Here is a 17,289-nt window from a genome sequence, read left to right on the forward strand (position 1 = left end):
AGCCTTATCTTGGCCGGGAGCTGGAACCAGCCGCCACATCGGGCAGACCAGCAAGCGGTAGAATGGGGATGCTGTTCCCGCTGCTCAGTACCTATACCAACCGTTCTGCGGGTGCTTCGGACCAGGTAGTTGATCCTTCCAGGGGGTGAAAACGCTGGCAAAGGCACGGGCGGATGCGCGACTCTCCGCTGTGGTAGCTTCCCGGCGCTGTCCCCGCCTTTGCCTCCTGTCCCGCGCCTGCTTCCGCGCTTTTGTCATCAACACCGTCCCTTTACTGTATCGGTTCCTCAGAATAGTATCCTGCTCCGCGCCGCTTTCCTCTGTCTTGTCACCGTCCATTTCCTTCCCACAACCATGAAACAAACGCACATTCCCCAACATCCCGCCCGCCCGCTCCGGTACGCCGGTTTGCTCGTGGCAACTGGCCTGCTAACCGGCCTGCTCGGCCCCAGCGCCGCTGCCCAGACGCCCGTGCAACAGTACGGCCAGCTGAAAGTGAGCGGCGGCAGCATCCTCGACAAAAACAACCAGCCCATGAGCCTGGCCGGCAACAGCCTGTTCTGGAGCAACGACGGCTGGGGCGGCGAAAAGTACTACACCGCCAACACCGTGAGTTGGCTCAAAAACAGTTGGAACGCCAAGCTCGTGCGCGTGGCGATGGGCGTGGAAGACAGCGGGGGCTACATCAGCAACCCCGCTGGCAACCGCCGGAGGGTTAAAACCGTGGTGGATGCCGCCCTGGCCCAGGGCCTGTACGTCATAATCGACTGGCACTCCCACCATGCCGAAAACTACCAGTCCCAGGCCATCAGCTTCTTCCAGGACATGGCCCGCACCTACGGTAACACGCCCAACGTAATGTACGAGGTGTACAACGAGCCTTTGCAGGTGTCGTGGAGTAGTACTATTAAACCCTACGCCGAGGCCGTGGCCGGGGCCATCCGGGCCATCGACCCCGACAACCTGATTATTGTGGGTACGCCCACCTGGTCGCAGGATGTGGACGTGGCTGCCAGCAACCCCATCACGCGCTACCCCAACATCGCCTATACCCTGCACTTCTATGCCGCCACCCACAAGCAGAGCCTGCGCGACAAGGCCCAGACGGCCCTAAACCGGGGTGTGGCCCTGTTCGTGACGGAGTACGGTACTACTGAGGCCTCGGGCAACGGCTACGTGGATGCCGCTTCGACCCAGGAGTGGATGACTTTCTTGAGGCAGAACAACATCAGCCATGCCAACTGGGCCCTCAACGACAAGGCCGAATCGGCTTCGGCCCTCAAGCCGGGCACCAGCTCCACGGCCGCCTGGTCGGATAACTTCCTGACTACTTCCGGCTCCCTGGTGAAAAGCTACATCCAGAGCTGGAACGGTACCGTCACGAGCGGTGGCGGGGGCACGCCGCCGCCAACTACGGGCAGCACTACGAAAGTAGAGGCCGAAAGCTACCACGCCATGAGTGGCGTGCAGACGCAAGCCACCACCGATACCGGCGGGGGGCTGAACGTGGGCTGGCTCGACCCCGGCGACTGGCTGGCCTATACTGTGGATATTCCGGCGGCCGGCACCTACCTCATACAGTACCGGGTAGCCAGCCTCAACGGGGGCGGCCGCATCAGCCTGGAGCAGAACGCCGGTGTCACGCTCCGCGGGACTATCAACGTGCCTAAAACCGGCGGCTGGCAGGTCTGGACCACTATTTCGCACACCGTTACGCTGCCCGCCGGCCGCCAGGATATTGCCATCGGCGTACCCGCCGGGGGCTACAATATCAACTGGTGGAGCTTCAGCAAGGTATCTGCCGCTGCCCGCACGGTCCTGCCCACTACGGTTGCGGTAGCAGGAGACGCGGCGCTTGCAGTGTACCCGAATCCGGCGCAAAACCAACTGACGGTAACCGTGCCCGCCACTGCGGGCGAGGTGCACCTCACGGTATTCGATGGGTTGGGCCGCGCCGTCATCCGGCGGGCCGTGGCCGGCCAGGCGGCAGATCAGCAGGTAGAGCTGGCGACCGAGGCACTGGTGGCCGGCTCCTACCTGGTGCGTCTGGCCGGCCCCGGCCTCGTGCAGACGCAGCGCTTCGTGAAGCAATAAGCAGCTGAGCCGGGCGGATACCCCGTTCCGTAAGGAAAGTACCTCTTCTCGCCTGCCGTTTGGCAAAAGAGAAGGGGGGTATAGCACCAAAAGGCTGTGGCAGCTACTGAAGCAGTATGGTTTCCTCATAGAAAACCCGGCCCTCGTCGCCGCGCAGCGAAGCGTCCACCGTCAGCTGGCCCTGCTGCTCCCGGAACCGGAACAGGGCATAGTGCTTCTGATTCACGAGGGGGCTGATGCGCAGCTGGTTGGGCTCCCCGGTATTCTGGGTGGCGGGGTGGGTGAGGCCGCTCGACGTCACCTCCACCACCGGCCCGGCCAGCCCCGGCACCACCAGCCGCGACACTTCCCCGATGTGCCGGTCGCCGCTGATGAGCAGGATGCCTTTGGGGTGGGTTTCGGTGAGCAGGCTGAGAAAGCGCTGGCGGGCGGCCGGGAAGTTGGCCCACTTCTCGAACCGGTGCTCGGTGGGCAGAAACTGGATGCCCGAGCCGATAATGTGAGCGTCGGCGTCGGAGTTTTGCAGCTGCCCGCGCAGCCACTGCCACTGGGGCTCGCCCAACACGTCTCCGGTGGGGTTGGGCTGGTACACCTGCCGGGCGTCGCGGTAGAGCGGGTCCTGAAAATACCGGTCATCGAGCAGGATAACCTTCACCTTTTTGGTTCCTACCCGGTACTCGTAGGCATCGTAAATACCCTCCTGGCGGCGGCGCGGGCTGTCGGCGGGCTCCTCCAGAAAGTCGAGGGCCAGCTGCTGGTTCTGCGCTTTGAAGGGGTAGTTCCGGTCGCCATCGTTGCGGCCGTAGTCGTGGTCGTCCCAAGTCCCGATCACACGGGTGCCCTGCTCGCGCAGGTGGCGGTAGCCGGGCTGGTTGAACTCGGCCGCGTACTTGGCCCGCAGCACGGCCGGGTCGTCGGAATCGCCGTAGATATTGTCGCCCAACCAGATCCACACGTCGGGCTGGTCGCGGGCAATGTCATCCCAGAGGGGCTGGGGCAGGTCGTGGCGGTTGCACGACCCGAAGGCCAGGCGCAGCTCGCCAGCGGTGCGGGCCGGTCTGGTAGCCGTTTCGGAGGACTGGGCAGGTTGGCCGGAGGGCGAGCAGGCCGCCAGCAGAGCGACCAGTAACACGCAGAGGGAAGTTGCTTTCATGCCCTAAATAGGCTACTGCCAGCTTACGATCAGGGTATCTTTTTTGGTCTTCCCCGGTTACATCCGCATGTCCCACACTCCCAAGCCCCACCCACCCCACATTACCCCTGCCGACGTTCGCCTGCTCAAGGGCATTGGTATAGGCCTGGGCTGCGCCTTCCTGGCCGGGCTCGGGCTACTGGCCGTGGTGGTGTGGTTGAGTTAGCACGCGTTATTCCTGGGCTGCGCTCGGAATAACGGTCAATTTTCATCCGGTCCGCGCCCCCTTCTCATGCCATTACTTCTTTTTCACCATCGAGCCGAAGGCGCCTTTCTTCTCGAAGGCAGCCACTACCTCATCCTCGGCGGGCGTACGCTTGATTACCGGGTTATTGGCCCAGAACTCGGGGTCGTAAGGCAGGGCCCGGATGGCTTGCAGGTCGCGGTCGGAGAGGCTGGCGGCGGCGTAGGGCAGGCGCTGGGGCGTGCTGCTTTGGTCGTAGAAGTACGTAAACGACGACACCTTGATGGCCAGTGGTTTCTTGCCGGGCTCCGCCAAGTCGGTGGTCAAGTCCATCTTCATCAGCTCTAGTGGGGCCACGCCGGCCGGGCCGCCGGGCTTAAACGACATTTCGATGGCCAGCCGGGCATTTGTGAACTTCTGCTTGGGATTGTTGGTGCTCCCCGTAAAGCTGGGCTGCACCACGCGGTAGCGCACAATCTGGTTGGTTTCAATATCAATCCAGACGCTACCCTCGGACCGGTAGCTGAGTTCGGGGCGGGTTTCGAAGGTGATTTCCGCCACCCCGCCCGTCGAATCCTCGCCCACAATGCCCTTGAGCTCCAGCAGGTAGTTCTTCTCCACGTTGGGGCTCATCAGGGATAGGGAGGTGGTGCTGTCCTGGCGCGGGTCGAAGAGGCCATACTTGCGGGTGTACACCGAAAAGTTATTCAGGTTGATGGGGGCCTGCACGGCCGCGTAGCGGCCTTGAGCCAGGGTGGTGCCCAGAATGCGCGCCGGGTTCGACTTCACGTTCCACACCACTTCCTGCAACTCGGTGGGCTGGTCGTCGATGCGCGTAATCTGGCGGTAGAAGGCCCGGCCGTAGTAGGTGCGGCGGTAGTTGCGCTGGAGGTTGCGGAAGGCCCGGTCCACCATCTGGTAGGGGAAGCTGGCCACCTTCACCTCGGGCAGCACCACCGTGGCCGAGGCCAGCGCAATGGCGAGCGGGGCGGTGGTTGTCACGCGCACGGTATCTTTCACGTGGCCCAGCTCCGAAATCTGGAGCGTCACGGGCAGCTTTTTCACCACGAGGCTGAACTCGCCTTCCAGGTTGGTGGTAGTGCCGTTGGAAGTACCGGGCACGGCCACGCTGGCGAAAGGCAGCACCTCCTGGGTATCCTTGTCGCGCACCACGCCGCGCAACTGCACCTGGGCCTGGCTGAAGTGGGCCACGGCCAGTAGCAAGAGCAGCAGCGTGAAAAAACGGGCCGGGAGAGCCGGCCGGGAAATCAAACGGAAAACGGACATAAGTCGGGCAGCAGAAAAAGGAGCTGGGATGAATGAGCTAACGTAATGCGGGGCCGTTCTAAAACCGTGCCCTTCCGCACAAAAGTACACCCGAAATGCAACAGACCATCCCCAATCCGGGTAAGTAGTGATACCTTGGCCGCCAGGCCCCGGCCGTTGCCGGGGCTCACCGTCCTTCCACTTTCCTTTCCTTCCTACAATCATGCTGAAGCGCGATTTCCTGAAAAATAGCCTGCTCACGGTGGTGGGGGCGTTGGTGAGCCCTGCCGTACTGGCTGCCGCCCACGAAGAAAAACTGCTCCGCGACGCCCGGGCCACCCCCATGGCCGATGGCCCGTTCACGCTCCCCGACCTGCCCTACCCCTTCACTGCCCTGGAGCCGCACATCGACGCGCGCACCATGGAAATCCACCACGATGCCCACCACAAGGGCTACGTGAGCAAGCTCAACGCCGCCGTAATGGGCACGCCCGCCGAGAAAATGAGCCTGGCCCAGCTGCTGGCCTCCATGCACAAGCAGCCCGAAGCCATTCGCAACAACGCGGGCGGGCACTGGAACCACTCGTTTTTCTGGCAGATTATGGCCCCCAAAGGCGGCGGCCAGCCCACCGGCAACCTCGCCACGGCCATCACCAAGGACTTTGGCTCTTTCGATAAGTTCAGCGAGGAGTTTACCAAAGCCGCCGGCACCCGCTTCGGCTCCGGCTGGGCCTGGCTGATCGTGGACAAAAAAACCGGCAAGCTGATGGTGACCTCCACTCCTAACCAGGACAACCCCCTGATGGACCTGCCCGGTATGCAGCGCGGCATCCCCGTTCTCGGCCTCGACGTGTGGGAGCATGCTTACTACCTCAAGCACCAGAACAAGCGCCCCGACTACATCAAGGAATTCTGGAACGTAGTCAACTGGTCGGAAGCCGGCAGCCGCTACGACGAAGCCCGCAAAGGGTAGTTTTTTGGCTGACGGCTGACGGCTGACGGCCAAAAAGGTCCGTCATTCTGAGCAAAGCGAAGGATCCTGTTGGGTGAGAACAAGTCGTTTTCACGTAACAGGATCCTTCGCTTTGCTCAGAATGACGGACCTAATCCCTAATCCCTCACATGTCCCCCACCACATTGAGGGCGCTCAGCAAGTGCTTGTCGATTCTGGCGAATAAGGCTTGCAGGGCGGCCGGGCCATTTTCTTCCACCGTAACCTGCTTGCTGAAGCCCTCGGCAGTGGTAATGACGAGTACGGTGGAAGGCATATCCGATGCATCGCTGGGGTAAGTATCCGGCAGCTGACGAAACCCGATCTGCTCGGCTTCCCGCAACAACTTCTGCACGGTGGCCGGGTTCAGCGTTAACTGGCGCTTGCCTTCCACCGGCGCGTAGCGAAACCCTTCGTACTCCACCCGCCCATCGGTATAGATGCGGGCCGTGTAGCTGGGGCACTTGCCCAGGCAGGGCGTGCGGCTGAAGAGCAGCGCTTGCCGGGCCAACTGGCCTGCCGGAGCCGGATTGTCGGGCACGTCTGAGGTTTCTACGGGTGCGGGCAGCCGAACTGGGGGCGTTTCCGGAGCAGGTTGCGGCATTGGTGCTGGTGCAGGAGCGGGAAGCAGTACCGGCCCCTGCGGATTTTCCGGAGCCGGCTCCGGCAATGGTTGCGGTACAGGCGTCGGCAGCGGCTGCGGAGTCGGATCAGGCACTGGAGCGGGAGCAGGGATGGGCGTTGGAGCAGGAGTAGGCATCGGCGCCGGAACCGGAGGCTGTTTGGTTGGCCCTGGAGTAGGTGCCGGAGCCGGAACTCGGGTCGGCGAAGGCGTGTGCCGGGTAGGGGGTACCGGCGCCGGAATCGGGGGCTGCCTAGTAGGGCCTGGGGTGGGCGCCGGGGTGGGCGCCGGGGTGGGCGCCGGGGCGGGCGCAGAGGGCTGTCGGCCCGGTCCGGGAGCCGGGATGGGCGGTTGCTTAGTGGGGCCGGGGACTGGGGCTGGTGTGTGGCGGCCCGGCCCGGGTGTGGCAGGCGGCGGGGACTGTGGGTACTGCGGAGCCGGCGCGGCGGGCGGATACTGGCCCGGATAATAGGTAACCGGACCAGCGGCCGGCTGCCAGCGGCCCCGCTGTGGGCGGCGCGGCGGTTCGGTCCGAGCCACACCTGAATCGGTAGGCACGTAGTAGTTTACCGTGCAGGCGGGTAGCGCGCCCAGGCCCAGCAAAAGCAGGATCGACGGAAGTAGAGGAGCACGCATAACGAGTAACAAAAAGAGTGGAAGAAAGAAACAGGCCGGCTATATAGCGCATAGCCTGCTTGCCAAACTTGGTGCCAGATCCAACAAAAAGCCCCGCTGCCGGAGGGGCAGCGGGGCAAAAAGTTCCCGGACAGGGATAAAAATTATGAGCGGCGCGTTTTGCGGGGTTTCTTCGGCGACACGTCGTCGGCCCCAGTGCCGGGCTCGGCGTCAGCGGCGTCCGAATCCTGGCGGGCTATGCGGCCGCCTGCTTTGGTCTGGGCTTCGCGCTCCTGGGCCGCTTTCATGGCGTCGGCCAGGCGGGCCGAGAAGCCGCTGGGCTTCTTGTCCTTGTTCTTCACCTTGTTGGCCTCAAGCTTGGCCCGCACCTTGTCATCGTCCACGAAACGGCGCGTGATAGCCTGCTGGGCCATCGTCACCAGGTTCGATACCAGGTAGTACCAGGTCAGGCCGGCGGCGAAGCTGTTGAGCACGAAGAAGAACACCAGCGGCATCAGGTAACTGTAGAACTTCATCGGACCCTGCATGGCCGAGGGGTTATTCTGGTTGCTCTGGTAGGTCATGGCCAGCGTCGAGAGCGTCATGAGCACGGTGAACATACTGATGTGGGAGCCCAGAAACGGCAGCTCGAAGGGCAGCTTGAGAAACTCGTCGTAGGTGCTCAGGTCCTTGGCCCACAGAAAAGGTTCCTGGCGCAGCTCAATGGCGTTGGGGAAGAACTGGAACATAGCAAACAGAATCGGCAGCGTGAGCAAGGTGGGTACGCAACCGCTGAGCGGGTTCACGCCCATGCTCGAATTGAGCTTCATCGTTTCCTGCTGCTGCTTGGTCTGGTCGTCGGGGTACTTGGCCTTGATGGCATCAATTTCGGGCTTAAGCACCTTCATCTTGGCCTGGCTCTCATACGTTTTGTAGGTCAGGGGCCAGGTCACGAGCTTGATGAGCACGACCAGCAGCACGATAATCAGGCCGTAGGAGGCGATGTACTGCTGCAAAAAGTGGAACACCGGCAGCACCACGAAGCGGTTTACCCAGCGGAACAGGCCCCAGCCCAGGGACACGTTGCGGTCGAATTCGGGCGCCACTGTTTTGAGCAAATCCAACGAGTTCGGTCCAAAGAAAAAGCGGTAGTTGGCCTTGCCCTGCTGCACATCCGTCACCGGAATCTTGAGCGTGCTGCTCAGCGTCTTGAGGTAGGTCGAGTCGTTGAGGTCAACCGTCGAGTTGAGTTGGCCCGAGCTGAACGCGTTATCGGCAATGATGCCGGCAATGAAAAAGTTGTGCTTGTGGGCGGCCCACTTCAGCGGCTCTTCCACCTTAATTTCCTCCGGGTTCTCGCTGGCCTCGAATAGGACCGTGTGGTCGCCCGATACGAGGTAGCGGTTAATGGCGGTGTGGTTGCGGTTCTGCTTGCGGTCCTGCTCAGTCTGGCGCACGTTATCCACGAACGTGAACGTGAGCGCTTCCTGGGCCAGCGTCTGGTTCAGGCCATTAAAGCGCAGCTGGTAGCCCACCTCATATGACTCGGGCGCCAGCGTGTAGGTCTGCTCAATCTGCCCGCCGGCCACCTCGGCCACAAAGCGCAGGCCGGTGCTGCCCTGGGGCTCAGCCCGGAAGTAGAGGTCGGAAAGCTTTATCTGCCGGCCATCGGCGGTGCGGAAGCGCAGATCCATTTTGGCGCTCTGAGCATCAAAAACATCGAGCGGCTGACCGTCGAACGTTTTGTACTTGTGCAGGCGCGCGGCCTGGGGCTGGCCACCCTTCGAGGAGAAGGTGACGGTAAGCAGCTTATTGCTGAGCTCGGTGGTCTGGGCCGTGCCCTGGGCGGCGGCGGCAAACGAACCAAGCTGCTTTGCCAGCTGCACCGAATCGGGTGCTACCGGAGCCGTGGCAGACGTGCGGGCCGAGTCGCCGCCCGCAGTGACCGATTTGGTGGTTTTGGCCAGCTCGACGGCGGCGGGCTCGGGTTTAGGCGCGAACTGAAGATAAATCAGAAGCAAGGCCGCCATCAAAAACAGGCCGATTGCTGAATTTCTGTCCATTTAGTAAGTAGAGTGTGCCCGCACCACAACGGCCCGGACGGGAAATACAAAACGGGCCGCCGGCCGAAACCCGGCTACCCAACCGCAAAGGTCGGGTTTGTGAGCCGAATATTTTTTGGATGGGCGCATTTTTGGTGGGAAGGGGCCGGGAAGAGCCAAATGCACCGGGAAAAGAACGGTCATCCTGAGCTTGCGAAGGATCTTATTCCATTGAAACAGCATCGTGCCAACGACTCGTTTCGACTTGATAAGATCCTTCGCAAGCTCAGGATGACCGTTCTTTTCCTAATCCTCAACCCTTCCGGTACTGAATAGCGGCGCGCACGAAGCGCACAAACAGTGGGTGGGGATTCTGGACGGTGCTTTTCAGTTCGGGGTGGAACTGGCCGGCCACGAACCAGGGGTGGTTGGGTAGCTCCACCACTTCCACGAGGCCGGTTTCGGGGTTGCGGCCCGAGGCCACCATACCAGCCGCCTCGTAACGCTCCAGGTAATCGTTGTTGAACTCGTAGCGGTGGCGGTGCCGCTCACTGATCTGGTTGCGGCCGTAGGCTTTGGCCGCCTTCGAGCCCCGGCGCAGCTCACAGTCGTAGGCTCCCAGGCGCATAGTGCCGCCCTTTTGGGTGATGTCCTTCTGGTCTTCCATCATGGCAATGACGGGCTCACTCGTATTCGGGTCCATTTCGGTGGAGGAAGCCTGCGCCAGGCCCAACACGTTGCGGCCGAACTCGACCACCGCCACCTGCATGCCGAGGCAGATACCGAAGAAGGGGATCTTGTTTTCGCGCACGTACTGCACGGCGGCAATTTTGCCCTCAAAGCCCCGCTCGCCAAAGCCCGGTGCTACCAGCACGCCGTGCACGCCGTGCAGCTGCTGGGCCACATTCTCGGCCGTCAGGTTGTCGCTCTGAATGCTGCGCACCGTGACCTTGCACTCGTTCTGGGCCCCGGCATGAATGAACGACTCGATGATGGACTTGTAAGCGTCGGGCAGCTCCACGTACTTGCCCACCAGCGCAATCGTCACCTCCTCGGTCGGGTTTTTCAGGCGGCCCAGAAAGTCTTTCCAGGCCTCCAGATCGGGCTGGGCCGCGCCGCCCTTGAGGTTGAGCTTCTTAATGACGCGCTCATCGAGGTGCTCCTTGAGCATGAGCAGCGGCACCGAGTAAATGCTGTCGGCGTCGAGGCTCTCGATAACGGAGTTGATGTGGACGTTGCAGAAGAGCGCGATTTTGCGGCGCATCTCGGGCGGAATCGAATACTCGGAGCGGCAGACCAGGATATCGGGTTGGAGGCCGGCGCTGCGCAAGTCGCGCACCGAGTGCTGGGTAGGCTTGGTTTTGAGCTCCCCGGCCGCTTTCAAATAAGGCAGCAGCGTGAGGTGGATAACCAGCGTGCTGCTCTCGGGCAAATCCCAGCGCAGCTGCCGCACCGACTCCACGAAGGGCAGGCTCTCGATGTCGCCAATGGAGCCCCCGATTTCGGTAATCACCACATCGAACTGCCCCGTCTGGCCCAGCAGCAGCATGCGCCGCTTGATTTCGTCGGTGATGTGGGGCACGACCTGCACCGTTTTGCCCAGGTAGGCGCCTTCGCGCTCCTTGGTAATCACGTGGTCGTAGATGCGGCCGGTGGTCACGTTGTTGGCCTGCGAGGTCGGCACGTTCAGGAACCGCTCGTAGTGGCCCAGGTCGAGGTCGGTTTCGGCCCCGTCGTCGGTCACGTAACATTCGCCGTGCTCGTAGGGGTTGAGCGTACCCGGGTCGATGTTGATGTAGGGGTCGAACTTCTGGATGGTGACCCGGAAGCCGCGCGCTTGCAGCAATTTGGCCAGGGAGGCCGAAATGATGCCTTTGCCCAGTGAGGAAGTAACGCCGCCCGTTACAAAAATGTACTTGGCCGTTGCAGCCGCGGAAGTGGAATTTCGGTCTGGCATAACGGGAAACAAAGTTAGGCGTTATCTCCGGGCCGCTACGATTGCAAAGGATTTTTTTCGGTGTATGAGATGGGAAGAGAATCAGCCAGATAGGCAAGAAAAAGCCTCTCATGCTGATCAGTGCGCAGGATGAGAGGCCGTTTAGGAGGTTGCCGGTTAGCGGCCCAGCGAAACCCCGATTACCTCCTCCAGCGGACCAGCAGTCAGCAATTGCTGGCGCAGTGTATCGGTGGCGGCCGCCAGCTGGGGCCGGATCTGGTCGAGGGCCAGGCGCAGGCCCTGGATATCGGCCAGGCGGGCGGCTTTGCCCTGGCCGTAGCCGTGATACATGGCCACCCGCACCTTGCTGCGGCCCTCGCCCACGTAAGTGCCGATAACTTCGCCCCGGGCATCAATAATCTGCATTTCGGCTTTCACGCGGGTGCGGTACCACTCCAGGGGCACGGCCAGCAGGCTGGGCGTCATCAGCGTGAGCATCTGCAAGGCCTGGAAAAAATGCCCGGTCCGTTGTTGCTGGACCTGCGTGACCATCAGCTTGGCATAGCCGTAGCGCACGGAATCAACGCGGGGCTCGGCCAGGTGGTAGGAGAGTTCCTGCCGATAGGCTTTTACCGCGTCGTCAGGATAACCATCTTCCGAAGAAACCGTCAGCGGGCCGGCTTCCAGTACGGGCTCCAGGTTGGGCAGCCGCCCCAGCGCCACCGAGCTATTGGAGCGGATGGTCCGAAAAACAGCCTTCTCCGTCGATTTACAGGCCCCCAACGAAAGAGTGGCCGCTAAAAACAGGAGGGCAAAGGAGTAGGTTTTCGGCATACGGGAAGTGGTCAGAGAGCTGGTAAACAGGCAGAAACCGGGGCAATTCACCATCCTTCAAAAATACGAGGTGACGGACAGAAAAGTGTTGTAGAAAGGAGGGAATAAGTGTAATATAAAGGCATTTATTGGATTGTATATAGAGCAATTACAACAGCTATTGCGCTAACAGCTGCCACGAAAAAAGATTCCCGCGCCACTCAACTGAGTAGCGCGGGAACGGTAAACGGGAGGAAAAAGGCGGTAGGCTAGTGCACCGGCTGGGCCAGGGCGCTGTCAGTTTCAGCCAGGTCGATGACGGGGTCGGGGGCCACGTAGTTGTCGATGAACTCGCCTTCCCAGCGGGCCACCACGGCCGAGGCCAGGCAGTTGCCGGCCACGTTCACGGCCGTGCGGGCCATGTCCATCAGCGCATCAATACCCAGAATGATGAATACGGGCCAGGCCGGCAGGTTAAATGAGGCCACCGTAGCCAGCAGAATCACGAGCGAGGCGCGGGGCACCCCGGCCACGCCCTTGCTGGTGAGCATGAGCGTGAACACCATCACGAGTTGCTGGCCGAACGTCAGATCCACGCCTGCTGCCTGGGCCACGAACACAGCCGCCAGCGAGAGGTAAAGCGTGGTGCCATCCAGGTTGAAGGAGTAGCCCGTGGGCATCACGAAGGCCACGATGCGCCGTGGCACGCCCACGCTTTCCATGGCCTCCATGGCCCGGGGCAGGGCCGCTTCTGAGGAGGTAGTGGCGAAGGCAATACTCACCGGCTCGGCAATGGCCAAAACGATGCGCTTAATGGGCAGGCGGGCAATGAGAGCCACCGGCAGCAGCACCAGCAATACGAAGACAATGAGGGCCGCATAGAGCGTGAGCAGCAGCTGAAACGCGTTGAGCAGCGGCCCGAAGCCCATTTTGCCCACCGTGTAGGCAATGGCTCCGCCCACCCCGATGGGGGCAAAGTACATCACCACGTTGGTGAACTTGAACATCACTTCCGAGAGGCTTTCGGTTACGCTCAGCAGGGGCTGACGGTGCTTCTGGTGCACCATAGCCAGGCCGATAGCGAAGATGATGGCGAACACTACCACTTGCAGCACCTCGCCATTGGCCACCGATTTGGCAATGTTTTCGGGGAAGATGTGCAGGATAATGTCGCTCGTGCTCTGCTCCACGGTCTGGAGTTGCTCCATATCGGCGGCAATGCCGCTGCGGTTGATGCCCATGCCGGCCTTGGATAAGTTGATGGCCGCCAGTCCGATGAAGAGGGCAAAGGTGGTCACGACTTCAAAATACACCAGGGCCTTGATGCCCATGCGGCCCACCTGCTTGAGGTCGGCGTGGCCGGCAATGCCCACCACCAGGGTGGCAAAAACCAGCGGCGCGATGATGGTTTTCACCAGGCGCAGGAAAATGTCGCTGAGCACCTTCAGGTTCACGGCCAGGGCCGGGTAATCGTTACCTATTTCGGCCCCCACGAACATGCTCACCACAATCCAGAAAGTGAGGGAGCGGCGCTGGACGGCCATCCAGGCCAGGGCCGCCAGGAACAGCCAGCGCAATGTAAGCGCCACCGTCGGGTCGAGCAGGGGCGGGGTCCGGGCGGCCAGTACCGTAGTTGCGGCGGCCAGCACGAACAACAAAAGGACCAGTAGGGAGAGTCGCGAAAACTTCATGCGCGGCAGAACAAAAGGCGAGAGAAAAGGAGTGGGGTCGGGACAAATATAGCCTGCTTGGGGCGGAGAAACGCGGCCGAACTGCTAGCTTCGGCCACCCTGCGCTCCTAACTCCCACTTTTGTATCCGTACTGCCCCATGCTTACCTGGACGCTTAAGCCCCTGTTGCTGCCGTTGCGCTTCACCTGGAAAATCGCGCGCAATGCCTCGGCCAGCAAAACCAACCTGCTGGTGGAAGTAGCCGGCGGGGGCTACCGGGGCCGGGGCGAGGCGGCTCCCAATATCCGTTACCAGGAAACCCCGGAAGGTCTGCAAAGTGAGTTTGCCGCGCTGTTGGCGGCCGGGCTGGGCTCCTGTGAAACCCTAGAGGAGCTGGCGGAATTTCTAACCCTCCATCAGCCCGCCCACGCCTTGCGGTTTGCGCTGGAATCGGCCTTCGTGCACCGGGAGGCGGTGCGGGCCGGCCAGAGCGTGGCGGGTTGGCTGGGCGTAACTCCGCCTGCCGGGCCGGTGCCCACGGCCGCTTCGTTGCCCATCATGGAGCCCGGGGAAGTGGCCGGATTCGTGCGCCAACAGGGCCTCGACCGGTTTCCGCTGCTCAAAATTAAAGTCAACCGCGAAGGCGCGCTGGACTTGCTGGGCGAGGTAACCCGCCTGCTCCCCGGCCGGCCGCTCATCATCGACGGTAACGAAGCCTGGCCCGACGCTGACAGCCTGCGCCAAAGCTGGGAAGCCATTGCGCGCCTGCCGGGCCTGCGGGTGCGCCTGCTGGAGCAACCCCTGCCCGCCACCCGCACCACCGATTACCGCGCCCTCAAAGGCCAACTGGGCTGCCCTGTTTTCGCCGACGAATCGGTAACCGACGAGGCCGATTTTGCCGACATTGCCCGGCAGTTCGACGGCGTGAACATGAAGCTGATGAAGGCCGGCGGCTACTTCAACGGTCTTCGTATTCTGCGTGAAACCCGCGCCCACGGCCTGCAAACCATGCTCGGCTGCATGGTCGAAACCTCCCTCGGCATCTGGTCGGCTCTGCAAATAAGCGCCCTGGCCGACGTCTGCGACCTCGACGGCTTCCTCATCGTCCGCGACGAGCCCTTCGGACTGGTGCAGGAAGCGGGTGGTTTGCTGACGGCGAGTGAGGCGCAAAAAGCCCGGTCATCCTGAGCAAAGCGAAGGATGACCGGGCTTTTGGGGAACTGGATATGCGTTACTTCAGCTTCGCATCAATGGCCTGAAGCTGGCGGTCCAGCGCGGAGGTATCCACTTTCGGCTGGCCGCTGGTGCCGAGCAAGCTGATTTTCTGATTCAGGAGCTGGATCTTTTCCGCCATCAGGCTGATTTTTGAGTTCATCTCCGTCAGCCGAATTTCCATGGCGGCGGGCGTGGCCGGGGCCGGACGTGGGTCTACGTAGCTGTTGAACTGCGCTGCGGCCGGCACCGTATTGTCGCCGCGGGCCTGGGCCGCGCTGGCGGGCGTGGCAAACACAATGTCGCCGTTGGGCCGCACGTAGTCGCCTTCCTTAAGGGTGGTCATTTTACCGCCGGGCAACTCCACAATGCCGCTTTTGGAGTTGATTTTGGTGCCGTTGGAAAGCAGGATGTTTTTGGTGAGCGGGGTGAGGTTTTTGCCCTTCAGCAGCATTACTTCGCCATTCCGGAGCACGAACCGGTCGGAAGGGGACGTTTCTACGGGGCCGGCCACATTGCCCGACGACTGCGCCAGCAGGGCCGGGGCAGCACCCAGACTCAGCAGCAGAAAAAGGATGGTTGTCTTCATGGTAAGGAGAAGTTGGGGGAGGTAATGCCCTGCTTACGGCAGATGGCGCGCCGCGTTCGGAAGAGCAGTCGGATGGGCAACTCCCACGCCGTGAGCAGACTTATTCTAGCTTTACAAAATAGAGCGGAACTGTGTTGCGACATTAAATGTATGTACATATATTTGCAGCGCGTTCCGGTTAACTAGGTAGCCCATGAGAATTGAAGACGAAATCAAGCAACCGGTTTTCAAGGATGATTTCCAGAAGGCCTACATCAACCTGATTTTCACCGCCGGCTGGCTTGAGCAGCAGCAGAGGGCCTTTTTCAAGGACTATGACCTCACGCTTCCGCAGTTCAACGTGCTGCGCATCTTGCGGGGCCAGCACCCCAAACCGGCGACCGTAAATCTGCTCATCGAGCGGATGCTCGACAAAACCAGCAACGCCTCGCGTATCGTCGACAAGCTCGAAGCCAAGCAATTGGTAACCCGTACCGTGTGCCCTAGCAACCGCCGCGCCGTAGACATTCGCATCACCGAAACCGGGCTCCAGCTACTGCTCCGCCTGGATGCCCTGCTGGCAACCCAGCAAATCGGCCTGCAACACCTGACGCCCGAGGAAGCTGCCCAACTCAGCAACCTGCTCGACAAAATCCGCGACTGACGGCTTACTCAGTCATTGTTTCTGCTTTTCACCCTTGTTTTTTTGTCATGAAAAAGTTCTTCCTGCCCGCCTTGCTGGCCGCCGCCCTGCTGGCTGCTGCCCCCGCCTCGGCCCAGAAAAAAGTAACGCCCGGCTCATCGAAGGCCGCCACCACCAGCTATGCGCTTCAGCCCCAGCTCAGCACCCTGGGTTGGCTGGGTAAAAAAGTAACCGGCGAGCACAACGGCACCATGCAGTTCCGGGAGGGCGACGTGCTCGTGCGCGGCAGCCAGATCGTGGGCGGCACTTTTGCGGTGGATATGAACTCGCTGAAAGTGGAGGACCTCAAGGAGCAGGAGTACAACGCCAAACTGGTGGGCCACCTGCGGTCGGAGGACTTCTTCAGCATTGATAAAAACCCCACCTCGACGTTCAAAATTACGAGCGTAACGCCGCTCAAAGGCGACGCCAAAGGCAATAACGCCACCATCAACGGCGACCTGACCATCAAGGGCATCACCCAGAAAATCAGCTTTCCGGCTAAGGCAGGCGTGAAGGGCGGCGTGGCCTCGGCCACTGGCGTAGCCACCATCGACCGCACCAAGTTCGACATCAAGTACGGCTCCAAGTCGTTCTTCGAGAGCATCGGCGACAAAGCCATCATGGACGACTTCACGCTCAGCTTCAACGTGATTGCCAAGAAGTAGCCTGGGTGCTTTAGCCCCGCCCAAAACCCAAAGAGCCCCCGCAACAACCGTTGCGGGGGCTCTTTGGGTTTTGGGCGGGGCTTGCTTTGGGCGGCTCTGGCAAAGGGGTGCATCGTTGCGCTGGCCCGCAGCGTCTTATTCCGGCAACTCCAGCTCCCGGGGCAGCTCGAACTTGAGGGTGCGGCTTTTGGCCCGGGCGTGGAGTTGGGTCAGGAAGTCATCGAGGTCGGCCTTGTATTCCAGCCGCAAGTCCTCGTGCAGATTCTTGAGCACCAGCTGCGCCGTGCGGGCCGCCAGCCGGGCCGTGGCGGTATAAAAGCCCGCGTACACGCTCTCGAACTGCCCGGTATAGTTCTCAAAAATGTGCCGCAGCGCGTACAGGTTCAGGTCGATTTCCAGGCGCTTGTCTTTGGTGATGCGGCGGGCGCGGGCCACTTCCTTGGTGGATTTGCTCAGGGCTTTGGTGAGGCTGCGGTTGAGCAGCCGGCCCGTAGCCCCCACGGCAAACAGTTCGTGAATCTGGTCGGAGGCCTGCTCAAACACCGTTTCGGAAGTCACGTCGGGCAGTAGCTCGTAGCAGAGCGTGTCGTAGAGCTCGGCGTCGCGGCGGGCGGCCCGCAGCAGCAGGGTTTCCTTGTCCTTGTCGGAAAGCTTCTTGAGGGCGCGTTTAAATTCAGCGGACGGGACGGGCATGGGAGCGGAATGGTTGGATAGCTGAACGGGTGGATGGTTGG

General features: G+C 61.5%; 15 protein-coding genes. 6 read left to right on the forward strand and 9 right to left on the reverse strand.

Annotated features, from left to right (window positions below; all coding sequences use genetic code 11):
- Positions 1-354 precede the first annotated feature (354 nt).
- A complete protein-coding gene (locus tag D0T11_RS14965; protein ID WP_119656610.1) occupies positions 355-2,094 on the forward strand; it encodes a cellulase family glycosylhydrolase in 1,740 nt (579 codons plus the stop codon).
- A 103-nt stretch (positions 2,095-2,197) separates the two neighbouring features.
- Here D0T11_RS14965 and D0T11_RS14970 read toward each other — a convergent pair whose 3' ends face one another.
- On the reverse strand, positions 2,198-3,247 hold the full coding sequence (locus D0T11_RS14970; protein WP_119656611.1) for an alkaline phosphatase D family protein: 1,050 nt from the start codon (positions 3,245-3,247) through the stop codon (positions 2,198-2,200).
- A gap of 67 nt (positions 3,248-3,314) precedes the next feature.
- Here D0T11_RS14970 and D0T11_RS22605 point away from each other — a divergent pair, with 67 nt between their 5' ends.
- The gene (locus D0T11_RS22605; RefSeq protein WP_182888430.1) at positions 3,315-3,452 is read left to right on the forward strand and encodes a hypothetical protein; all 138 of its coding nucleotides are present in this window, start codon (positions 3,315-3,317) and stop codon (positions 3,450-3,452) included.
- 72 nt (positions 3,453-3,524) lie between these two features.
- Here D0T11_RS22605 and D0T11_RS14975 read toward each other — a convergent pair whose 3' ends face one another.
- Positions 3,525-4,757: a carboxypeptidase-like regulatory domain-containing protein gene (locus tag D0T11_RS14975; protein ID WP_182888431.1), complete on the reverse strand. Its 1,233-nt coding sequence runs from the start codon at positions 4,755-4,757 to the stop codon at positions 3,525-3,527.
- Positions 4,758-4,959: 202 nt separating this feature from the next.
- On the opposite strand from D0T11_RS14975, the gene D0T11_RS14980 reads away from it, so the two are divergent.
- Positions 4,960-5,709: a superoxide dismutase gene (locus D0T11_RS14980; protein ID WP_119656613.1), complete on the forward strand. Its 750-nt coding sequence runs from the start codon at positions 4,960-4,962 to the stop codon at positions 5,707-5,709.
- Positions 5,710-5,854: 145 nt separating this feature from the next.
- On the opposite strand, the gene D0T11_RS14985 is transcribed toward D0T11_RS14980, so the two are convergent.
- The 5 genes from D0T11_RS14985 to D0T11_RS15010 form a co-directional block, all read right to left on the reverse strand.
- Positions 5,855-6,331: a DUF6438 domain-containing protein gene (locus D0T11_RS14985; RefSeq protein WP_182888432.1), complete on the reverse strand. Its 477-nt coding sequence runs from the start codon at positions 6,329-6,331 to the stop codon at positions 5,855-5,857.
- Between the two features lie 797 nt (positions 6,332-7,128).
- Positions 7,129-9,027 carry a membrane protein insertase YidC gene (gene yidC, locus D0T11_RS14995; protein WP_119656616.1) on the reverse strand — a complete coding sequence of 633 codons (1,899 nt, stop codon included), beginning with the start codon at positions 9,025-9,027 and terminating at the stop codon, positions 7,129-7,131.
- 292 nt (positions 9,028-9,319) lie between these two features.
- Positions 9,320-10,963 (reverse strand): CTP synthase, encoded by a 1,644-nt coding sequence (locus D0T11_RS15000; RefSeq protein ID WP_119656617.1) that lies wholly within the window; start codon positions 10,961-10,963, stop codon positions 9,320-9,322.
- A gap of 156 nt (positions 10,964-11,119) precedes the next feature.
- A complete protein-coding gene (locus D0T11_RS15005) occupies positions 11,120-11,776 on the reverse strand; it encodes a hypothetical protein (protein ID WP_147374676.1) in 657 nt (218 codons plus the stop codon).
- A gap of 248 nt (positions 11,777-12,024) precedes the next feature.
- Positions 12,025-13,446: a dicarboxylate/amino acid:cation symporter gene (locus tag D0T11_RS15010; RefSeq protein ID WP_119656619.1), complete on the reverse strand. Its 1,422-nt coding sequence runs from the start codon at positions 13,444-13,446 to the stop codon at positions 12,025-12,027.
- Between the two features lie 138 nt (positions 13,447-13,584).
- Here D0T11_RS15010 and D0T11_RS15015 point away from each other — a divergent pair, with 138 nt between their 5' ends.
- On the forward strand, positions 13,585-14,613 hold the full coding sequence (locus D0T11_RS15015) for an enolase C-terminal domain-like protein (protein ID WP_119656620.1): 1,029 nt from the start codon (positions 13,585-13,587) through the stop codon (positions 14,611-14,613).
- 43 nt (positions 14,614-14,656) lie between these two features.
- Here the strand turns inward: D0T11_RS15015 and D0T11_RS15020 are convergent, their stop codons facing one another.
- On the reverse strand, positions 14,657-15,226 hold the full coding sequence (locus tag D0T11_RS15020) for a DUF6799 domain-containing protein (RefSeq protein ID WP_119656621.1): 570 nt from the start codon (positions 15,224-15,226) through the stop codon (positions 14,657-14,659).
- A gap of 193 nt (positions 15,227-15,419) precedes the next feature.
- Here D0T11_RS15020 and D0T11_RS15025 point away from each other — a divergent pair, with 193 nt between their 5' ends.
- Both D0T11_RS15025 and D0T11_RS15030 read left to right on the forward strand, forming a co-directional pair.
- Positions 15,420-15,869 carry a MarR family winged helix-turn-helix transcriptional regulator gene (locus D0T11_RS15025; protein WP_119656622.1) on the forward strand — a complete coding sequence of 150 codons (450 nt, stop codon included), beginning with the start codon at positions 15,420-15,422 and terminating at the stop codon, positions 15,867-15,869.
- A gap of 47 nt (positions 15,870-15,916) precedes the next feature.
- Entirely contained in the window at positions 15,917-16,555 is a 639-nt protein-coding gene (locus D0T11_RS15030) for a YceI family protein (protein WP_119656623.1), read from the forward strand.
- 135 nt (positions 16,556-16,690) lie between these two features.
- Here D0T11_RS15030 and D0T11_RS15035 read toward each other — a convergent pair whose 3' ends face one another.
- Positions 16,691-17,248 (reverse strand): hypothetical protein, encoded by a 558-nt coding sequence (locus tag D0T11_RS15035; protein WP_119656624.1) that lies wholly within the window; start codon positions 17,246-17,248, stop codon positions 16,691-16,693.
- Positions 17,249-17,289: the final 41 nt, after the last annotated feature.

Origin of the sequence: Hymenobacter rubripertinctus (assembly GCF_003583925.1) — a bacterium.
GTDB lineage: Bacteria > Bacteroidota > Bacteroidia > Cytophagales > Hymenobacteraceae > Hymenobacter > Hymenobacter rubripertinctus.

What these genes read in the sequence shown, in the direction of transcription:
- D0T11_RS15015 (WP_119656620.1), top strand. Translation starts at nt 13,585, where the DNA reads ATGCTTACCTGGACGCTTAAGCCCCTGTTGCTGCCGTTGCGCTTCACC.
- D0T11_RS15035 (WP_119656624.1), bottom strand. Translation starts at nt 17,248, where the DNA reads ATGCCCGTCCCGTCCGCTGAATTTAAACGCGCCCTCAAGAAGCTTTCC.
- D0T11_RS15030 (WP_119656623.1), top strand. Translation starts at nt 15,917, where the DNA reads ATGAAAAAGTTCTTCCTGCCCGCCTTGCTGGCCGCCGCCCTGCTGGCT.
- D0T11_RS22605 (WP_182888430.1), top strand. Translation starts at nt 3,315, where the DNA reads ATGTCCCACACTCCCAAGCCCCACCCACCCCACATTACCCCTGCCGAC.
- D0T11_RS14975 (WP_182888431.1), bottom strand. Translation starts at nt 4,757, where the DNA reads ATGTCCGTTTTCCGTTTGATTTCCCGGCCGGCTCTCCCGGCCCGTTTT.
- D0T11_RS14980 (WP_119656613.1), top strand. Translation starts at nt 4,960, where the DNA reads ATGCTGAAGCGCGATTTCCTGAAAAATAGCCTGCTCACGGTGGTGGGG.
- D0T11_RS15000 (WP_119656617.1), bottom strand. Translation starts at nt 10,963, where the DNA reads ATGCCAGACCGAAATTCCACTTCCGCGGCTGCAACGGCCAAGTACATT.
- yidC (WP_119656616.1), bottom strand. Translation starts at nt 9,027, where the DNA reads ATGGACAGAAATTCAGCAATCGGCCTGTTTTTGATGGCGGCCTTGCTT.
- D0T11_RS15010 (WP_119656619.1), bottom strand. Translation starts at nt 13,446, where the DNA reads ATGAAGTTTTCGCGACTCTCCCTACTGGTCCTTTTGTTGTTCGTGCTG.
- D0T11_RS15025 (WP_119656622.1), top strand. Translation starts at nt 15,420, where the DNA reads ATGAGAATTGAAGACGAAATCAAGCAACCGGTTTTCAAGGATGATTTC.
- D0T11_RS14965 (WP_119656610.1), top strand. Translation starts at nt 355, where the DNA reads ATGAAACAAACGCACATTCCCCAACATCCCGCCCGCCCGCTCCGGTAC.
- D0T11_RS15020 (WP_119656621.1), bottom strand. Translation starts at nt 15,226, where the DNA reads ATGAAGACAACCATCCTTTTTCTGCTGCTGAGTCTGGGTGCTGCCCCG.
- D0T11_RS14985 (WP_182888432.1), bottom strand. Translation starts at nt 6,331, where the DNA reads ATGCCGCAACCTGCTCCGGAAACGCCCCCAGTTCGGCTGCCCGCACCC.
- D0T11_RS15005 (WP_147374676.1), bottom strand. Translation starts at nt 11,776, where the DNA reads ATGCCGAAAACCTACTCCTTTGCCCTCCTGTTTTTAGCGGCCACTCTT.
- D0T11_RS14970 (WP_119656611.1), bottom strand. Translation starts at nt 3,247, where the DNA reads ATGAAAGCAACTTCCCTCTGCGTGTTACTGGTCGCTCTGCTGGCGGCC.